The following is a 17,016-nucleotide window of genomic DNA, read 5'->3' on the forward strand; positions in this document are numbered from 1 at the left end:
TGCCCTCACCCCGCCTTCGCCTGGACCTGCTCGAGGATCGACGTGAGCCGGTCCTGGGCGTCGGTGAGCTCGGCGGGCGTCAGCCGGGCGACCACCTTGTCGGGCGGGAAGATCAGGTCGAGCATGTCGAGCTCCCACTCCTCGGCGAGCGCTCGCTGACCCGCGACGCCGGTCGGGTAGCCGTTCCAGTCGACCTCACCGATCGCGACCTCCGGGTCGAGCATGAAGTCGATGAACGCGTGCGCCGAGTCGACGTGCTGCGCGCCCCGCGCCAGCGCCCACGTATCGACCCACAGGTTCGCGGTGGGCGTCGGATAGACGAAGCGCCAGCGATCGGGGTCGTCGCTCTCGCCGAACGCGAGGCGGGCGTCGCCGTTGTACATCTGGAGCAGTGCCAGCTCGTTCTGGATGACGCTCTGCGTCGGCGCCGAGTTGAAGTTCCGCACGTGCGGGGCGAGCTCCTCGGTGAGGTACGCCTCCGCCGCGTCGAGGTCGGCAGGGTCGGTCGTGTTGGGGTCGATCCCCTTCGCCCCGAAGTAGATCGAGGTCACCTCCCAGGGGTCGTCGAGCAGCGAGACCGACCCGCTCGCCTGTCCCGCAGCGACGTCGAGGAAGTCCTGCCACGACCGGGGACGTCCGTCGACCTTCGTGCGGTCGTACGCGAAGCCGGTCGTCCCCCACGCCTTCGGGACGGTGTACGCGTTGCCCGGGTCCCACGGCTGGTCGGTGAACGCCGGCTCGATGTTCGCGAGGTTCGGGAGCAGGCTGTGGTCGAGCTTCGACAGGAGGTCGTTCGCGACCATCATCGGGACGAACTGGCCGGACGGGACCAGCACGTCGTACCCGCTGGTGCCGCGGCTCGCGCCGATCTTCGCGATCATCTCCTCGTTCGAGGCGAAGGCGTCGACCTGGACGGTGACGTCGTTGGCCTCGCGGAAGGCGCGGATGTTGTCGGGGCTCTCGTAGTCGCCCCACGAGTAGACGTTCAGCCGCCCCTCGAGCGTGCCGTCGGGCGAGGCCGTGCTGGCCATCGACCTGCTCCCGCACCCGAGCAGCGACGCGGTGCCGATCACGGCGAACCCGCCGAGCAGCGCCCGTCGGCTGATGCGGCCGGCCTCCGCGCGCGGAGCGAGGACCCGCACGGGGTCCGACGCCCGGCGCCGGCTCACGAGGGGTCCGCCGGGTAGACGTGGACGGCGTCGGGGGCCCACGACACGCCGACCGGCGACCCGGTCGCGAGCGGCGGGGCTCCCGCGGCGGCGGTGCGCGCGAGGATCTCGCGCCCGTCCTCGCAGAGCACGACGTGCTGCACGACGTCGCCGAGGAAGGAGGTCCCGGCGAGCGTCCCGACGGCAGTGTTGGCGGTGCCCACGGGCGGCGGCTCGGCGACGACGGTGACGGCCTCCGCGCGGACCGCGACCCGGACCGTACGCCCGTCGTCGAGACCGTCGAGCGCCGAGCGCGTCGGCGCGTAGGTCACGCCGTCCGCGACGACGACGCCGCCCTTGACGATGCCGTCGGTGAAGTTCTGTGTGCCGATGAACCCGGCGACGAAGGCGGTGGCCGGCTTCCCGTACACCTGCTGCGGCGTGCCGACCTGCTCGATGTGGCCGGCGTTCATCACGACGATCCGGTCGCTCATCGAGAGCGCCTCGGACTGGTCGTGGGTGACGAAGACGAAGGTGATCCCCACCTGCCGCTGGATCAGCTTGAGCTCGACCTGCATCTGCTCGCGCAGGTTGCGGTCGAGCGCCGAGAGGGGCTCGTCGAGCAGCAGCACCTCGGGCCGGTTCACGATCGCCCGCGCGAGCGCGACCCGCTGCTGCTGTCCGCCGGAGAGCTTCTTGGGCCGGCGCTCGGCGTACTCGCTCATCCGCACCAGGGCGAGGGACTCCTGGACCCGCTCGGCGATCTCCCCCTTGCTGGGCCGCGGCTGGCCGGCCCGCCGCTGCCGCAGCCCGTAGGCGACGTTCTCGGCGACGGTCATGTGCGGGAAGAGTGCGTACGCCTGGAAGACGGTGTTGACGGCGCGCCGGTTCGGTGGCACCCCGACGACCGACTCGCCGGACAGCAGGACGTCACCGGAGTCGGGCTCCTCGAAGCCGCCGATCATCCGCAGGAGCGTCGTCTTGCCGCAGCCCGACGGGCCGAGGAGGGAGAGGAACTCGCCCTCGGCGATGTCGAGGTCGAGCCCGTCGACGGCGGTGACCGAGCCGTACGACTTCGAGACCCCGCGCAGCGAGACCGTGGTGGTGCTCATGTCTTCCCTTCTGTCATGTCGCCGACGGGGTCTCGATCCTCCGCTGGCGCTCCGGCCTCGACCAGCGGGGCCTCCGCTGGTCGAGGGTCGGGCTGTTCCGCTGGTCGAGGCGCGAAGCGATCGAGACCCCTCACGAGTCGAATCCGAGCCCCGCGGCGTCGAGCGCGCGCAGCCACGCGTTGCGCTCGCCGGCGCGGTGGTCCGCCCGGTCGAGAGCCCACCGCGTGAGGTTGATGCCGACCGCTGCCGCCGGCTCCGGTGGGAACGGCAGCGGCTTCTTGCGCACCATCGCGAGCTCGGTCCGAGGGGTGCGTTCTCCGCTGAGCCGGTCGAGCATGACGTCGGCGGCGAAGTGCGTGGCCGCGACGCCCAGGCCCGTGAACCCCGCGGAGTACGCGACGCGACCCGACTTCGCCAGACCGTGGAAGGCACAGAACTGCGTCGACGTGTCGATGGCGCCCGCCCAGCGGTGGGTGAAACGGATCCCCTCGAGCTGGGGGAACGTCGTGAGCAGGTGCGCGGCCAGCGTGCGGTAGGTCTCGGGGCGGTCCTCGTACGCCGAGCGGACCTTGCGCCCGTAGTGGTAGACGGCGTCGTAGCCGCCGAACAGGATCCGGTTGTCCGCCGAGAGCCGGTAGTAGTGGAACTGGTTCGCCATGTCGCCGACGCCTTGGCGGTTGCGCCAGCCGACCGCGTCGAGCTGCGCGGCCGACAGCGGCTCGGTCATCAGCGCGTAGTCGTACACCGGCACGGTCATCAGACGCGTCCGGGCGAGCAGGGACGGGAAGACGTTCGTGGCCAGCGCGACCCGGTCGGCGCGCACCGAACCGCGGGGCGTGCGGACCAGCACCGGGCCGCTCCGACCCGGCGCCTCCAGCGACTCTGCCGCGCTGTTCTCGAAGATCTCGACACCGAGCCCCACTGCCACCCGGGCCAGCTCTTTGGCGAGCTTGGCGGGATGCACCATCGCGGTCGAGTCGCGGTGCCAGACGCCGGCGAGGTAGGTCGGGCTGTTCACATGCTGGCGCACGCCGGCAGTGTCGAGGACCTCCCCGCCACCCTCCTCGAGCCACGCGACCTGGTGCGGCTCGACGGCCACGTCGAGGCTGCCGGTCCGCTCGAGCTCGCAGTCGATGCCGAGTGCGTCGACGGCCTTCGCGAGCGACTCGAGGTTCTCCTGGCCGAGCCGCTCGAGCGTGTCGTACTCGTCGGGCCAGCGCGTACGGCCGTTGTCCTCCCCGTGGGTCAGGCTGGCGTCGCAGAACCCCCCGTTGCGTCCCGACGCCGCCCATCCCACGGTCTGCGCCTCGAGCAGGACGACGCGTGCGGCGGGGTTGCGCAGCTTGGCCTTCACCGCCGTCCAGAGGCCGGTGTAGCCGCCGCCGACGACGAGAAGGTCGGCGTCGTGCGCCTGGTCGAGGACCGGGTACGCCACCGAGTCCTCGACGTCGTCGAGCCAGAAGCAGCCGTCCTGGGCGCCGGCCAGCGACGCCTCGACGAGTGCCGGCGACGGCGCGTTGCGCTCGAAGACGGTGGGCTCTGCGGTGCGGCGCTGTCCTCGGTCAGCGGGCGACATGCGCATCGCCGACCGACAGCGCCTCGTCGAGGATCGCCAGGCCGGAACGCGCCTCGTCGATGTCGATGTTGAGCGCCGGGACGACGTGGATGCGGTTGTAGTTGACGAACGGGAGCAACCCGTTCTTCTTGCATGCGGCGACGATCTCGTTCATCGCCGGGCTCGATCCGCCGTACGGAGCGAGGGGTTCGCGGGTCTCGCGGTCGGCCACCAGCTCGAGCGCCCAGAACGCCCCGACGCCGCGGACCTCGCCGACGCACGCGTGGCGTTCCTTGAGCTCGGCGAGACCGGGCCCGAACGCCTCGGCGCCGAGCATGGCGGCGTGCTCGACCATCTGCTCGTCCTGCATCGTCTCGATCGTGGCGACCGCCGCGGCGCAGGCGAGCGGGTGACCGGAGTAGGTGAGGCCGCCGGGGTAGACGCGGTCGGCGAACGTCGCGTAGATCGGCTCGGAGATGATCACGCCGCCCAGCGGCACGTAGCCGGACGTCACGCCCTTGGCGAAGGTGATGAGGTCGGGCTTGGCGTCGTACAGGTCGACGGCGAACCACGTGCCGGTGCGTCCGAAGCCGGCCATCACCTCGTCGGCGATCCAGACGATGCCGTAGCGGTCGCACAGCTCACGCACGCCCTCGAGGTAGCCGGGCGGCGGCGGCATGATGCCGGCGGTGCCCGGGATGGTCTCGAGGATGATCGCCGCGATCGTGTCCGGGCCCTCCATCCGGATCGTGTTCTCGAGGTGCGTGAGCGCGCGCTCGCACTCCTCGGCCTCCGTCGTCGCGTGGAACTCGGAGCGGTAGAGTAACGGCCCGAAGAAGTGCACGACCCCGTCTGCGCCGTAGTCGTTCGGCCAGCGCCGCGGATCGCCCGTGAGGTTCACCGCGGTCTGGGTGCCGCCGTGGTACGAGCGGTAGCGGCTGAGCACCTTGCGACGCCCGGTGTGCAGCCGAGCCATGCGTACGGCGTGCTCGACCGCGTCGGCTCCGCCGTTGGTGAAGAAGACGTGCTCCATCCCGTCGGGGGCGAGACCGGCGATCAGGTGTGCGGCCTCCGAGCGTGCGGCGTTGGCGTGCTGCGGCGCGATCGTGCACAGAGTCGCGGCCTGGTCCTGGATCGCCTTCACCACACGCGGGTGCTGGTGCCCGATGTTGGTGAACACCAGCTGCGAGGAGAAGTCCAGGAACCGCTGCCCCTGGTCGTCGGTGACGTAGCTCCCCTCGGCGCTCTCGATCACCATCGGCGTCAGCGATGCCTGCGCCGACCACGAGTGGAAGACGTGGGCGCGGTCGAGCTCGTACGTGCGGTTGGTCATGGCGTCCCTTCGGCTCAGCTGTTCTTCGGGAAGGCGAGCTCGAGCCCGCCGACGGGCTTGACGGCCGGGTCACCCCAGCGCGACGTGACCACCTTTCCACGAGTGAAGAAGTGGACGCCCTCCGTACCGTGAGCGTGGCTGTCGCCGAACAGCGAGCTCTTCCAGCCGCCGAAGGAGTAGTACGCCATCGGCACCGGGATCGGCACGTTGATGCCGATCATGCCGACCTCGACCTCGTACTCGAACTTGCGTGCCGCTCCACCGTTGCTGGTGAACAGCGCGACACCGTTGCCGTACGGGTTGGCGTTGATGAGCCCGACGGCCTCGTCGTAGGTGTCGACACGGACGACCGACAGCACCGGGCCGAAGATCTCCTCGGTGTAGACGCTCATGTCGGGCGTGACGTTGTCGAGGAGCGTCGGGCCGAGCCAGAAGCCGTCCGCCCCGCCGTCCGCGTCGACCTCGCGCCCGTCCACGACGAGCTTGGCCCCGGCCTCCTCACCGGCGTCGACGAACGAGGCGACCTTGTCGCGGTGGACCTGGGTCACGAGCGGACCCATGTCGGTGCCCTTGGTGCCGTCGCCGATGCGCAGCGTGCGCGTACGGTCGGCGATCTTCGCGACCAGCTCGTCGCCGACGCCGCCGACGGCGACCACGACGCTGATCGCCATGCAGCGCTCGCCCGCCGAGCCGTACCCGGCGCTGACGGCCTGGTCCGCCGCGAGGTCGAGGTCGGCGTCGGGCAGGACGACCATGTGGTTCTTCGCCCCGCCGAGGGCCTGGACGCGCTTGCCGGACTGGCTGGCGCGCTCGTAGACGTAGCGCGCGATCGGCGTCGAGCCGACGAAGCTGATGGCCTTGACGTCGGGGCTGTCGAGAAGCGCGTCGACGGCCACCTTGTCGCCCTGCAGGACGTTGAAGACACCGTCGGGCAGACCGGCGTCCTTCCAGCGCTCGGCGATCCAGATGGCGGCCGACGGATCCTTCTCGCTGGGCTTGAGCACGACCGTGTTGCCCGCGGCGATCGCGACCGGGAAGAACCACATCGGGACCATCGCCGGGAAGTTGAACGGGCTGATGATGCCGACGACGCCGAGCGGCTGGCGCTTGGAGTGGACGTCGACGCCGGACGAGACGCCCTCGGAGTATCCGCCCTTGAGCAGGTGCGGGATGCCGCAGGCGAACTCGACGACCTCGAGTCCGCGGGTCACCTCGCCCAGCGCGTCGTCGAGCACCTTGCCGTGCTCGGAGGTGATGATCGCGGCGAGCTCCTCCTTGCGGGCGTTGAGGATCTCGCGGAAGGCGAACACGACCTGCGTCCGCTTGGTGATGGACGTCTCCGCCCACGAGCGGGCAGCAGCCGCTGCGGCGCCGATGACGCGTTCGGCGTCGGCCTGGTCCGCGAAGGCGACCTGTCCGGTCACGCCGCCGGTGGCGGGGTTGGTGACGTCACCGGTGCGGCCGGTGGTGCCGTCGGCGGCGCTGCCGAGGAAGGACGCGCCGTCGAGCCAGTGCGGGATCACGGTCGAAGTGCTCATGGGTACGAGGGTGCGCCTGCGAGGCACCGGGCGACAACGGACAATCCGTCACCCCCTCCCGCTCAGGGGCGACGAACCGTACGCTGTCCGCATGCCGCTCCCCACGTTGCGCGCCGTGCTCGCCTCCGACGCGCTGCGGGCCGCCGCCCCCGACGTGCTCGCGGGCAACGACCGCCTCGACCGCCAGGTCCGATGGGTGCACGTGAGCGAGGTCCGCGAGGTCAAGGGCCTCCTCTCCGGCGGGGAGCTGCTCCTGTCCACCGGCCTCGCGATGCGCGGGAGCGACGAGGACGCGGCGGCGTACGTCGGTGAGCTCGTCGACGCCGGGGCGACCGGTCTCCTCGTCGAGGTCGGCGAGACGTTCCCCGAGGTCCCGGAAGCGGCCCTGGCGGTCGCTCGCGAGAGGCGGTTCCCCGTCGTCGCTCTGCGTCGACCGTCGCGCTTCGTGGAGATCACCGAGCAGGTGCACCGCGCGATCGTCGCCGAGCAGTACGAGCGGGTCGACTTCGCGCGGCGCGTCCACGAGCGGTTCACCGCGCTCAGCCTCGACAGCGCCGGCGCCCAGTCGATCGTCGAGACCGCCGCCGAGCTCGCGGGCTCGTCGGTCGTCCTCGAGGACCTCTCCCGGCACGTCGTGGCCTATGCCGCCCTCGGACGCCCGGCGGCCGGCCTCCTGCAAGGCTGGGAGAAGCGGTCGCGCCTCGTCGCCCAGACCGATCTCACGGGGGTGACCGGGCCCGAGGGGTGGATGACGTCGCCGGTCGGGCTCCCGCAGCAGCGGTGGGCCCGCCTCGTGGTCGTCAACCCGGCCTCCGACCAGGAGCGTCTCGCGATGGTTCTCGAACGCGCCGCGCAGGCGCTCGAGCTGGCCCGCATGGCGGAGAGCGACCGGTTCGGGATCGCGTACCAGGCCCAGGGTGGGTTTCTCGTCGAGCTCGCCGACGCCCGGATCACCGACGTGGCGGAGGCCGACGCCCGCGCCCGCGCTCTCGGCCTCCCCTCCGCCGCGCCGTACGTCGGTCTCGTCGTCCGCGCCGCGCCGCCCGCGGGGAGCACCAGCAACGACCCCGTCGCCGCGCACCGCAGCGCGCGCCGCCTCGTCGAACGCGTCGCCGCCGCGAGCCGCGACGTACGAGTCCCGGCGCTGCTCGGCTCGCTCGGCCCGCTGGAGGTCGCTGCACTCGTCGCGACCGGCGACCGGGGAGGGGACGCCGCGGTCGCCGTGCTCGCCGACGCGCTGCACGCTCAGCGGCTCCGCCAGGGGGACCTCGACGCGGTCTCGGTCGGTGTCGGTGCGCCCGCCGACACCGTGCTCGCCGCCGGTGCCGCGCTCCGGCACGCGCAGCACGTCGCCGAGGTCGCGCACGCCCTGCCGCCCGGGCGCCAGAAGGCGTTCTTCCGGGCAGGCGACGTCCGGCTCCACGGCCTGGTCGCGCTGCTGCACGACGACCCGCGCGTGCAGGCGTTCGCGGAGGCGGAGCTCGACCGCCTCCTCGTGCACGAGGCCACGCACGACGACGGCATGCTGGGGCTCCTCCGTCAGTACCTGTCGGTGAGCGGCAACAAGACCGAGCTCGCCCGGATCAGCCACCGCAGCCGGCCGGCGCTCTACAAGAAGCTCGCGCACCTCGAGCGCATCCTCGGCGTGAGCCTCGACGACGCCGACTCGCGGCTCGCGCTGGGCGTGGCGCTGCTCGTGCACGACCAGCGACGTCGAGGCCCCGTCAGCGCGTGACGGTCGCCGTCAGCACCACGTCGCCGGCGCTGCGGCCGATCTGGACCTCGAAGTCGCCGGGCTCCACCGTCCACCGGCCGGCCGCGGCGTCCCAGTGCTCGAACGCCCGCGCCAGCACGGGCACCTCGACGGTCACCGACTCCCCCGGCTCGGCGCTCACCCACGCGTACGACGCGAGCCACCGCACCGGCCGTTCGACCGCGCTGCCCTCCCGGGCGACGTAGACCTGCACCAGCTCGCGGCCCGGACGGTCGCCGGTGTTGCGCACCGAGACCCGCGCCTCGGCATCCGCGCCGGCGACGACATCCACCCCCTCGTACGCCCAGGAGGTGAAGCCGAGGCCGTGGCCGAACCAGTACGCCGGCTCGACACCGTCGCGCAGGAACCTGCGGTAGCCGACGTGCAGCCCCTCCTCGTACGCCAGCCTGCCGTCGACGGGGCGTGTGGACGGCAGGGCGGCGGCCTCGTCAGCGGGCCAGGTGGTGGGCAGCCGTCCGCCGGGCTCGGTCACGCCGGTGAGCAGGTCCGCCAGTGCGTGGCCGAACTCCTGCCCGGGGAACCACGAGAGCAGCACCGCGGCCACCTCGTCGCGCCACGGCATCAGGACCGGCGCGCCGGCGTTCACGACGACGACCGTGCGCGGGTTCGCTGCGGCGACGCGTCGTACGAGCTCGTCCTGCCGGCCGGGCAGGTCGAGGGACTCGCGGTCGAAGCCCTCGCTCTCGACCTCCTCGTTCGTGCCCACCACGACGACGGCGAGGTCGGCGGAGCGGGCGAGCTCGACCGCCTCGTCGATCGCGGCGTCGTCGCCGGCGTACGGGAGGTCGAGGTTGAGCTGGAGCGAGACCAGCAGGTCGGCGCCAGGGACGTGGTCGGTGATCGTCCTGACCACGGTGACCTCGAGGGTGTCACCGGCCTCGAGCGGCACGACGGCGCCGCGCTGGGGCGGCCGCATGAGGCCCTCGACCGGGTCGGCGCCCGCGGGCAGGACGAGCAGCTCGTCGAAGGCCACCACGCCGTCGAGCAGCATCCGGAACCGTCCGAGACCGGACGCACCGACGTGGTGCTCGCCGGACACCGGCGCCGTCAGGACCGTCGTGATCTCGATCGCGCCGAGCTCGGCCGGGACGACGCCGGCGGCGAAGGCGTTGTTCCAGTTGTACGCCGTCCCCGACCGCTCGTCGGTCGCGAGCACCTGCCCGTCGTGGCCGAGGAAGCGGATGCGTACGCCTTGGGCGCCCGAGTCGGGCACGGTGAGGTGGGCGGAGTCGGCGATGCCGATCCGGTGGTGCGAGCGGACGCCCTCCGCGTACACGACGTCGCCGGCGCCGAAGGCCTCCCGCAGTCCGTCGACCGGGGAGATCTCGCGGTCGGGGAACACGAACGCGCTCCCACCGCCGAGCGTGCGACCCGGGTGCGCGTTCGGCCCGAGTACCGCGACCCGCCGGATGTCGGCAGCATCGACCGGGAGAGCAGGCGCGCCGCCGACCCGTGCATTGCGCAGCATCACGAAGCCTGCCGCGGCGATCCGGCGGACGAGCGCGTGCGTCTCCTCCGCCGAACCCGCGACGAGCGGCACGGACGTCCCCGGCTCGAGTGCACCGACCCGGTGCGCGAGCCTCAGCAGCCGCCGTACCTTGTCGTCGACCGTGGTCTCCGGCACCCGCCCGTCACCGACGGCATCGACCAGCGCCGCGTTCCACGGGCCGGTCGGCCCCGGCATCGCGAGATCGAGACCGCCTGCACCGGCCGCCTCGGTCGAGCGGGCGGCGTACCAGTCGCTCATCGTGACGCCGTCGAAGCCCCACTCCTCCTGGAGCACCTCGCGCAGCAGCGGGGACTCGGTCATCGTGGTGCCGTTGACGCCGTTGTACGCGGCCATCACCGCCCAGGCGCCGGCGTCGCGCACGATCACCTCGAACGGCGCCAGGTAGACCTCGCGCAGCGTCCGCTCGTCGATGCGCATGTCGACGGTGAGGCGGTCCGACTCCGAGTCGTTGGCCACGAAGTGCTTCACCGTCGCCGCCACCCCGTCGGCCTGCATCGCCCGGACGATCGACGCACCGACGCGGGCGGTCAGCACCGGATCCTCGCTGAAGCACTCGAAGTGGCGCCCGCCGTACGGCGACCGGTGCAGGTTGACCGTCGGCGCAAGGACGACGTCGACCCCCTTGCGGCGCGCCTCCGCGGCGAGCAGGTGACCGACCTCCGTCATCAGCGCGTCGTCCCACGTGGCCGCGAGGGCGGTCGGGGAAGGCAGGTTCGCCGACGTGTCGCGCTCGTCCCACAGCTCGCCGCGGACGCCCGCCGGCCCGTCGGAGGTGACCATCCGGCGCAGCCCGACGGCAGGCTCGTCGTACAGGGCCCAGAAGTCGGCTCCGGTGAGCAGGCGCACCTTCTGCTCGAGGCTCAATCGAGCGACGAGGTCGTCGAAGGACGGATCGGTCGAATCAGGGAGGTTTCGGTCGCCGACGGGACGGCTGGTGATGAGGTGTTCGGACACAGGGGTCTCCTGGTGTTGTGGGGACGGCGGCTGGGCTCGGGCGTGGCCCTACGCCTTCACGCCGCCTTCGGCGAGGCCGCCGCGCCAGAACCGCTGGAGCGCGAGGAAGGCGATGACGAGAGGGACGATCGACAGCAGCGAGCCGACGATCACGTACAGCTGGAGCTGCGGCGAGTGCGTGACCTGGCTGTTCCAGGTGTGCAGGCCGAGCGTGAGGGGATACAGCTTCGTGTCCTGCAGCATCACGAGCGGGAGGAAGAAGTTGTTCCAGATGGCGACGAACTGGAACAGGAAGATCGTCACCAGGGCCGGACCCATCAGCCGGATGGCGACGGTGAAGAACGTCCGGAACTCCGACGCGCCGTCGATGCGCGCCGCCTCCAGCAGCTCGTCGGGAACGGCCGACGCCGCGAAGATCCGCGCCAGGTAGACCCCGAAGGGCGAGACGAGGCTCGGGAGCAGGATCGCCCACATGGTGTCGGCCTGGCCGGCCTTGCTGAACAGCAGGAACAACGGCAGAGCCAGCGCGGTCGCCGGGACGAGGACGCCACCGAGGATCACGTTGAAGGTCGCGTTGCGTCCCGGGAAGACGTACTTCGCGAGCGCGTAGCCCGCCATCGCCGCGAACAGGGTGCCCAGGACCGCTCCGACGCCGGAGTAGATCAGGCTGTTGAACGCCCAACGCACGAAGATGCTGTTGTCGTAGGACAGCGCGCCCTTGATGTTGTCCCAGAGCAGGATCGGGTTCGAGAACCAGAGCCCGTCGCCGTCGTTCAGCGCGGCGCGGTCCTTGCTCGACGCGACGAGGAGCCACCACAGCGGCACGAGGAAGTACGAGGCGCAGATGACCATGAAGAGCATGGTCGTGGCGACGGGCAGCGGCCTCGTCCGCTGCGCGCCTCCGCCGGCTGCCGTGCGGGTCATCCGAAGGCTCGCTTCTGGGTCAGCTTGAGGAACGTGAAGGACAAGGTGCAGGTGATGAGCGCCAGGACCACCGACATGGCCGCGGCGAAGTAGTAGTCGGGGATGTTCGAGGTCGCGTCGACCATGAGGTTCGGCGTGTAGTTGCTCCCGACCGCGCTCGAGATCGACTGGAACACTCGGGGCTCGTTGAACAGCTGGAGCGTGCCGATGATCGAGAAGACACCGGTCAGCACGAGCGCCGGGGCGACGGCGGGGATCTTCACGGACCAGGCGATCCGGACCTGGCCTGCGCCGTCGATCGTCGCCGCCTCGATCACGTCCTTCGGGATCGCCTGCAGCGCCGAGTAGATGATCAGCATGTTGTAGCCGGTGTAGACCCAGTTGACGACGTTGACCATCGCGAACATCACGAGGCCGGGTCCGAGGAGGTCGACGTTGTCCGCGACCTGGGGGAACGGCGAGATCTGCGGCGAGTAGATGAAGCCCCACATGATCGCGGCGATGACGCCGGGGACGGCGTACGGCGCGAAGAACGCGAGCCGGAAGAAGCTCTTGCCCTTCACGAGCGGCGAGTCGAGCAGGAGGGCGAAGAGCAGCGCGAGCCCGAGCTGGAGCGGGATCGAGGCGACGAAGAAGACGAGCACCCGGCCGATGCTCGCCCAGAAGTCGCCGTTCTCCAGGACCCGCGTGTACTGGCTGAAGCCGGCGAACACCTCGGTCGCCTTGCCGAAGGTGCCCTCGCGCTCGACCTTGTGGAACGACTGCCACACCGCGTACGCGATGGGAGTCAGGTAGAAGAGGATGAACAGGGCGACGAACGGCCCGAGGAAGCCGACGATCGCGCCCTTGTGGCGGACCCGGCGACGGCGGGTGGGTTCGGGTGGTGGGGCCTGCGCGAGCTGCGGCGGCACGACGCTGGTCGCCATGCGGTGCTCCTTCTCGTGGTGCGGGGGGCGTGCCCTGGCGGGCGCTGTCGAGCGGGTATGGGTCGACGGCGCCCGCCAGGAGTCAGCGTGACCGTGACTACTCGGTGACGTCCAGCGACTGGGCCTTCATCGTGTCGACCGTCTTCTGCTGCGCGTCGGCCAGCGCGTCGGCGATGGTGGCCTGACCGTTGACCGCCTTGCCCAGGCCGTTGCCCAGGTCGGAGTAGGTCTGGGTCATGGTCGGACCCCACTGGAAGTCAGGGTCGACACCCTCGGAGGCCTGCGCGAAGACCTCCCAGACCTTCTGACCGCCGTAGTACGGCAGACCCTCGGTCAGTGCGGGCAACGATGCCTGGCCCTCGGTGGTGGCGGGGTACTGACCGCCGTTGGCGTTGTTGAGCGCGAGCGCCTCAGGATCGCTGAAGGCCCACGTCGCGAACTTCGCTGCCTCGTACGGGTGCTTCGAGGACTTCCAGACGACGGCGTTCGAACCACCCCAGTTGCCGGCGGCGTTGCTCCCGGCCTCCCACTGCGGCATGGGTGCGACAGCCCACTTGCCCTTGGTCTTGGGAGCGCTGTTCTCGAGGAGCTTGGTGGTCCAGGCGGCCCCGATGATCGACCACTCCTTGCCGTTGTCGAGCGCGTTCCACTGCGGGTCACCGAGCCCGGGCACGGTGTCGAGGAGCTTCTCGTCCAGCATCTTCTGCCAGTACTCGGCGACCTCGGTCGTCTTCTCGTCGTTCAGGCTCACCTTCCAGGTGCCGCCGTCGTCCTCGAACCACGTGGCGCCGTTCTGCCAGGCGAGCGAGGTGAACCAGGCCGGCTGGTCCGGCGGGAAGTCGCCGATGGTCGCACCGAGCGCCTTGATCTTCTTGGCTGCCTCGTAGTACTCGTCCCAGGTGGTCGGGACCGGGATCCCGTTCTGCTCGAAGAGGTCCTTGCGGTAGTAGAGCGCCATCGGGCCGATGTCCATCGGGACGCCGTACGCCGAGCCCTCCTCGCCGAAGCTCACCTGCGAGATCGTCCACGGCACGAACTTGTCGGCCGCCTCCTCCATCGGCTCGCACGCACCGATGTCGGCGAGGCCGTCCTGGAGCCGGAAGCTCGCGAGGTTGTCGAACTCGACCATGCCGATGTCGCCGGTGGTGCCGGCCTTGATCTGGTTCGAGTACGCCTGGTAGGTGCCGTCGTTGCCGCCGACGACCTCCTTGTACTTCACCTGGATGTCGGGGTTGTTCTTGTTCCAGAGGTCGACGGTCTTCTGCATCCCGGGGACCCAGGAGGTGAAGGTCAGCTCGACCTTCTCGCCGTCCGCCGCGGGCTTGCAGGCGTCGGATGCCGAGTCAGTGTCGTCGTCGCCGTCGCCGCCGCCGCACGCAGCGACGAGGATCATTGCCGCTGCCGCCGCGAGCGCACCGGCGCTGCGACGCCTGCGCGTGGTGAGTACCGCCATGTCGTGTCGTCCTTTCGAGGTCCCGACGTGCAGCTCGAGGCGCGCGCTCGGATCGATTGCGCAGCAGGCGCCAGGTGTGACGTCGGACACATCACCCGGCGCGTCCATGGAACCATACTTACTGACCGGCAAGTAAGTAGCACAGATAACGATCAAATAACGCAGCCCCCGCCACGATCGCGACCTACCGACTGTCCCCGGCGCGGTGGTCGGAGCCCAGCCGCGCGAGCAGCGCGTCGATCACGAGACCCACGGCGTACGGCATGTCGACCCGCTCGGGATCCAGCAGCCACTGGATCTGCAGACCGTCCATGACGGCGATGATGGACGAGGCGGCCGCGTCGACCTCCGCATCGCTCGGCCCGTCCGACGGGCACGAGTCGCGCAACGCGTCACGGATGAGACCACGCAGGTGCGTGAACCGGTCGCGGAACGACGCCTGCGCGGGGTGGCCGTCAGTCACCGACTCGGCCGACAGCACGGCGTACGACTGGACGAGGCCTGCCCGCTCGGTGTTGGCGCGCGCCGTTCGTACGAGGTGCCGCATGAGCTCGGGCCCGTGCGGGGGCTCCTGGTTCTCGAAGTCGGCGACGTCGGTGGCGTCGCGGTACTCGAGCACCTCGACGAGGAGCTGGTCCTTCGAACCGAAGTGGTGCAGGATCCCCTGGTGCGTGATGCCGACCCGCTCGGCGATCTCCGAGAGCGCCGCCTTGTGGTAGCCGCGAGCGCCGAACACGTCGAGCGCGGCCACCAGGATCTCGGCGCGCCGCTGGTCCGCCGGGACGCGCGCCGAGCGCTGCCGCTTGGCCGGGACACCGGGCACGTCGTGCGTCGTCATGCCGCGAGCGTACCCCTCTACTTACCGTACGGTCAGCGGCATTGGACCGGCGGGCGGAGGATCGGCCGCGCCCGCTAGGTTGGGGAGGCGACCGCACTCGTGGCGCGCGAGGTCTGAGGAGGCCGTTATGTCGACGTGGGGTTGGATCGCCGTCTTCACCGTGGTGGCAGGTCTGGGGATGCTGCCGATGGTCGTCGACCGCTCGTCGGCCGCGAAGGCCGCCGGCACCGGTGCTGCCTGCATCGTCCTCGCGTTCTTCGCAGCGCTCCTCGTGATCGCGCTGCCGCAGACGATCGCCTGACACGACGTCACCTCCGGCCCGCCCGGGGTGACACACCGACGGTTGTCGGCCGCCCGGCGGCGTGCTGGAATCGCGGCATGACCACACCGCGCGCCTTCGACCCCCGCACCATCCCGGCCGGCCAGTACGTCGGCGGCCGGTACGTCGAGGGCTCCGGCCCCGCCGACGTCGTGGTGAGCAACCCCGCGACCGGTGACGTGGTCGCCACGTTCGCGTCGGCGAACGACGCCGACGTCGACGACGCCGTGGGCGCAGCCGCTCGCGCGTACCCCGAGTGGTCGCACGCGACTCCCGGCGAGCGCAGCGCCGCGATGCACGCGCTCGCCGCCCGGCTCGAGGAGATCGCCGACGACCTGGCGGCCGCCGAGACCCTGCAGACCGGCAAGTCGATCCGCATGTCCACCGAGTTCGACGTGCCGGGCACCATCGACAACACCGCGTTCTTCGCAGGTGCCGCACGCAACCTGGAGGGCAAGGCGAGCGGGCGCTACTCGGGCGACCACACGTCGTCGATCCGCCGTGAGGCGCTCGGTGTCGTCGGGTCGGTCGCCCCGTGGAACTACCCGCTCCAGATGGCCGCGTGGAAGGTCCTCCCGGCGATCGCCGCGGGCAACACCGTCGTCCTCAAGCCGGCCGAGATCACTCCCTTCACGTCGCTGATGCTCGCGCAGGCTGCCACCGATGCCGGCTTGCCCCACGGGGTCGTCAACGTGGTCAACGGTCCGGGACGGTCGACCGGTACGGCGCTCGTCGGCCACGAGCAGGTCCGCATGGTGTCGTTCACCGGCTCCACCGCGGTCGGCAAGCAGATCGCGACCACGGCCGCCGCCACGGTCAAGCGCGTCCACCTCGAGCTCGGCGGCAAGGCGCCGTTCGTGGTGTTCGACGACGCCGACCTCGACGCCGCGATCCGCGGCGCGGTGGCGGGCTCGCTGATCAACGGCGGGCAGGACTGCACCGCCGCCACCCGCGCGTACGTCCACGCGAGCCGGTTCGACGACTTCGTCGCCGGCGTCGCCGAGCTCATGGGCAAGGTCGTGGTCGGTGACCCGACCGACCCCGCGACCGACCTGGGTGCGCTGAGCTCTGCCGCGCACCGTGACAAGGTCGCCGCGATGGTCGACCGCGCCCGCGTCGCCGGCGCCGACGTCGTCTGCGGCGGCACCGTCCCCGAGCGTCCCGGGTTCTACTACGAGCCGACCCTGCTCACCGGGCTGCCCCAGGACGCCGAGGCCGTCCAGAACGAGATCTTCGGTCCGGTCCTCGTCGCGCTCCCGTTCGACTCCGACGACGAGGCGCTCCGGCTGGCGAACGACACCCCGTACGGCCTCGCGGCGTCCGCGTGGACGCGCGACGTCTACCGAGCCCAGCGCGCCGCGGCCGAGATCCAGGCCGGCTGCGTGTGGATCAACGACCACATCTCGATCGTGTCCGAGATGCCGCACGGCGGATACAAGCAGTCGGGCTACGGCAAGGACATGAGCACCTACTCCTTCGAGGAGTACACCCAGGTGAAGCACGTCATGCAGGACCTGACCGGTGATCCGCGCAAGGGCTGGCACAGCACCGTCATGAGCGCCTGACCGTCGTCGCGAGAAGATCGCGAGAAAAGTTCGCCGACCCCACCCATCCACCGCCGCGGCCGCTCCG

At 70.9% G+C, this 17,016-nt stretch carries 13 protein-coding genes; 3 read left to right on the forward strand and 10 right to left on the reverse strand.

Annotated features, from left to right (window positions below; all coding sequences use genetic code 11):
- Positions 1-5: 5 nt before the first annotated feature.
- The 5 genes from AB3M34_RS20270 to AB3M34_RS20290 all read right to left on the reverse strand — a co-directional run bounded on the left by AB3M34_RS20270 (position 6) and on the right by AB3M34_RS20290 (position 6,686).
- Positions 6-1,169: a polyamine ABC transporter substrate-binding protein gene (locus tag AB3M34_RS20270; protein ID WP_370616642.1), complete on the reverse strand. Its 1,164-nt coding sequence runs from the start codon at positions 1,167-1,169 to the stop codon at positions 6-8.
- Positions 1,166-2,260 carry an ABC transporter ATP-binding protein gene (locus AB3M34_RS20275; RefSeq protein ID WP_370616643.1) on the reverse strand — a complete coding sequence of 365 codons (1,095 nt, stop codon included), beginning with the start codon at positions 2,258-2,260 and terminating at the stop codon, positions 1,166-1,168. The genes AB3M34_RS20270 and AB3M34_RS20275 overlap by 4 nt, the downstream gene beginning before the upstream one ends.
- 130 nt (positions 2,261-2,390) lie before the next feature.
- Complete coding sequence (locus AB3M34_RS20280; protein WP_370616644.1) at positions 2,391-3,836, reverse strand: NAD(P)/FAD-dependent oxidoreductase; 1,446 nt, start codon at positions 3,834-3,836, stop codon at positions 2,391-2,393.
- Entirely contained in the window at positions 3,823-5,148 is a 1,326-nt protein-coding gene (locus AB3M34_RS20285; RefSeq protein WP_370616645.1) for an aspartate aminotransferase family protein, read from the reverse strand. The genes AB3M34_RS20280 and AB3M34_RS20285 overlap by 14 nt, the downstream gene beginning before the upstream one ends.
- A 14-nt stretch (positions 5,149-5,162) precedes the next feature.
- Complete coding sequence (locus tag AB3M34_RS20290) at positions 5,163-6,686, reverse strand: CoA-acylating methylmalonate-semialdehyde dehydrogenase (protein WP_370616647.1); 1,524 nt, start codon at positions 6,684-6,686, stop codon at positions 5,163-5,165.
- Between the two features lie 91 nt (positions 6,687-6,777).
- On the opposite strand from AB3M34_RS20290, the gene AB3M34_RS20295 reads away from it, so the two are divergent.
- On the forward strand, positions 6,778-8,421 hold the full coding sequence (locus AB3M34_RS20295) for a PucR family transcriptional regulator (RefSeq protein ID WP_370616649.1): 1,644 nt from the start codon (positions 6,778-6,780) through the stop codon (positions 8,419-8,421).
- On the opposite strand, the gene AB3M34_RS20300 is transcribed toward AB3M34_RS20295, so the two are convergent.
- From AB3M34_RS20300 to AB3M34_RS20320, 5 genes are all read right to left on the reverse strand, one after another.
- The gene (locus tag AB3M34_RS20300) at positions 8,411-10,924 is read right to left on the reverse strand and encodes a beta-glucosidase family protein (protein WP_370616651.1); all 2,514 of its coding nucleotides are present in this window, start codon (positions 10,922-10,924) and stop codon (positions 8,411-8,413) included. The genes AB3M34_RS20295 and AB3M34_RS20300 overlap by 11 nt on opposite strands.
- Before the next feature lie 48 nt (positions 10,925-10,972).
- Positions 10,973-11,848: a carbohydrate ABC transporter permease gene (locus AB3M34_RS20305; RefSeq protein ID WP_370616653.1), complete on the reverse strand. Its 876-nt coding sequence runs from the start codon at positions 11,846-11,848 to the stop codon at positions 10,973-10,975.
- Complete coding sequence (locus tag AB3M34_RS20310; protein WP_370616655.1) at positions 11,845-12,774, reverse strand: carbohydrate ABC transporter permease; 930 nt, start codon at positions 12,772-12,774, stop codon at positions 11,845-11,847. Before AB3M34_RS20310 ends, AB3M34_RS20305 begins: the two co-directional genes overlap by 4 nt.
- A 97-nt stretch (positions 12,775-12,871) precedes the next feature.
- Positions 12,872-14,227 carry an ABC transporter substrate-binding protein gene (locus tag AB3M34_RS20315; protein ID WP_370616657.1) on the reverse strand — a complete coding sequence of 452 codons (1,356 nt, stop codon included), beginning with the start codon at positions 14,225-14,227 and terminating at the stop codon, positions 12,872-12,874.
- Between the two features lie 184 nt (positions 14,228-14,411).
- Positions 14,412-15,065 carry a TetR/AcrR family transcriptional regulator gene (locus AB3M34_RS20320; protein WP_370616658.1) on the reverse strand — a complete coding sequence of 218 codons (654 nt, stop codon included), beginning with the start codon at positions 15,063-15,065 and terminating at the stop codon, positions 14,412-14,414.
- A 127-nt stretch (positions 15,066-15,192) separates the two neighbouring features.
- Here AB3M34_RS20320 and AB3M34_RS20325 point away from each other — a divergent pair, with 127 nt between their 5' ends.
- The gene (locus tag AB3M34_RS20325; protein ID WP_370616660.1) at positions 15,193-15,366 is read left to right on the forward strand and encodes a hypothetical protein; all 174 of its coding nucleotides are present in this window, start codon (positions 15,193-15,195) and stop codon (positions 15,364-15,366) included.
- 77 nt (positions 15,367-15,443) lie between these two features.
- Entirely contained in the window at positions 15,444-16,949 is a 1,506-nt protein-coding gene (locus tag AB3M34_RS20330; protein ID WP_370616662.1) for a gamma-aminobutyraldehyde dehydrogenase, read from the forward strand.
- Positions 16,950-17,016: the final 67 nt, after the last annotated feature.

This window comes from Mumia sp. Pv4-285, from assembly GCF_041320275.1.
GTDB classification, from domain to species: Bacteria; Actinomycetota; Actinomycetes; order Propionibacteriales; family Nocardioidaceae; genus Mumia; species Mumia qirimensis.

Excerpts from the sequence above, each read along its gene's own strand:
- AB3M34_RS20320 (WP_370616658.1), bottom strand. The coding sequence starts at position 15,065 with ATGACGACGCACGACGTGCCCGGTGTCCCGGCCAAGCGGCAGCGCTCG.
- AB3M34_RS20285 (WP_370616645.1), bottom strand. The coding sequence starts at position 5,148 with ATGACCAACCGCACGTACGAGCTCGACCGCGCCCACGTCTTCCACTCG.
- AB3M34_RS20290 (WP_370616647.1), bottom strand. The coding sequence starts at position 6,686 with ATGAGCACTTCGACCGTGATCCCGCACTGGCTCGACGGCGCGTCCTTC.
- AB3M34_RS20310 (WP_370616655.1), bottom strand. The coding sequence starts at position 12,774 with ATGGCGACCAGCGTCGTGCCGCCGCAGCTCGCGCAGGCCCCACCACCC.
- AB3M34_RS20275 (WP_370616643.1), bottom strand. The coding sequence starts at position 2,260 with ATGAGCACCACCACGGTCTCGCTGCGCGGGGTCTCGAAGTCGTACGGC.
- AB3M34_RS20295 (WP_370616649.1), top strand. The coding sequence starts at position 6,778 with ATGCCGCTCCCCACGTTGCGCGCCGTGCTCGCCTCCGACGCGCTGCGG.
- AB3M34_RS20280 (WP_370616644.1), bottom strand. The coding sequence starts at position 3,836 with ATGTCGCCCGCTGACCGAGGACAGCGCCGCACCGCAGAGCCCACCGTC.
- AB3M34_RS20325 (WP_370616660.1), top strand. The coding sequence starts at position 15,193 with ATGTCGACGTGGGGTTGGATCGCCGTCTTCACCGTGGTGGCAGGTCTG.
- AB3M34_RS20315 (WP_370616657.1), bottom strand. The coding sequence starts at position 14,227 with ATGGCGGTACTCACCACGCGCAGGCGTCGCAGCGCCGGTGCGCTCGCG.
- AB3M34_RS20305 (WP_370616653.1), bottom strand. The coding sequence starts at position 11,848 with ATGACCCGCACGGCAGCCGGCGGAGGCGCGCAGCGGACGAGGCCGCTG.
- AB3M34_RS20330 (WP_370616662.1), top strand. The coding sequence starts at position 15,444 with ATGACCACACCGCGCGCCTTCGACCCCCGCACCATCCCGGCCGGCCAG.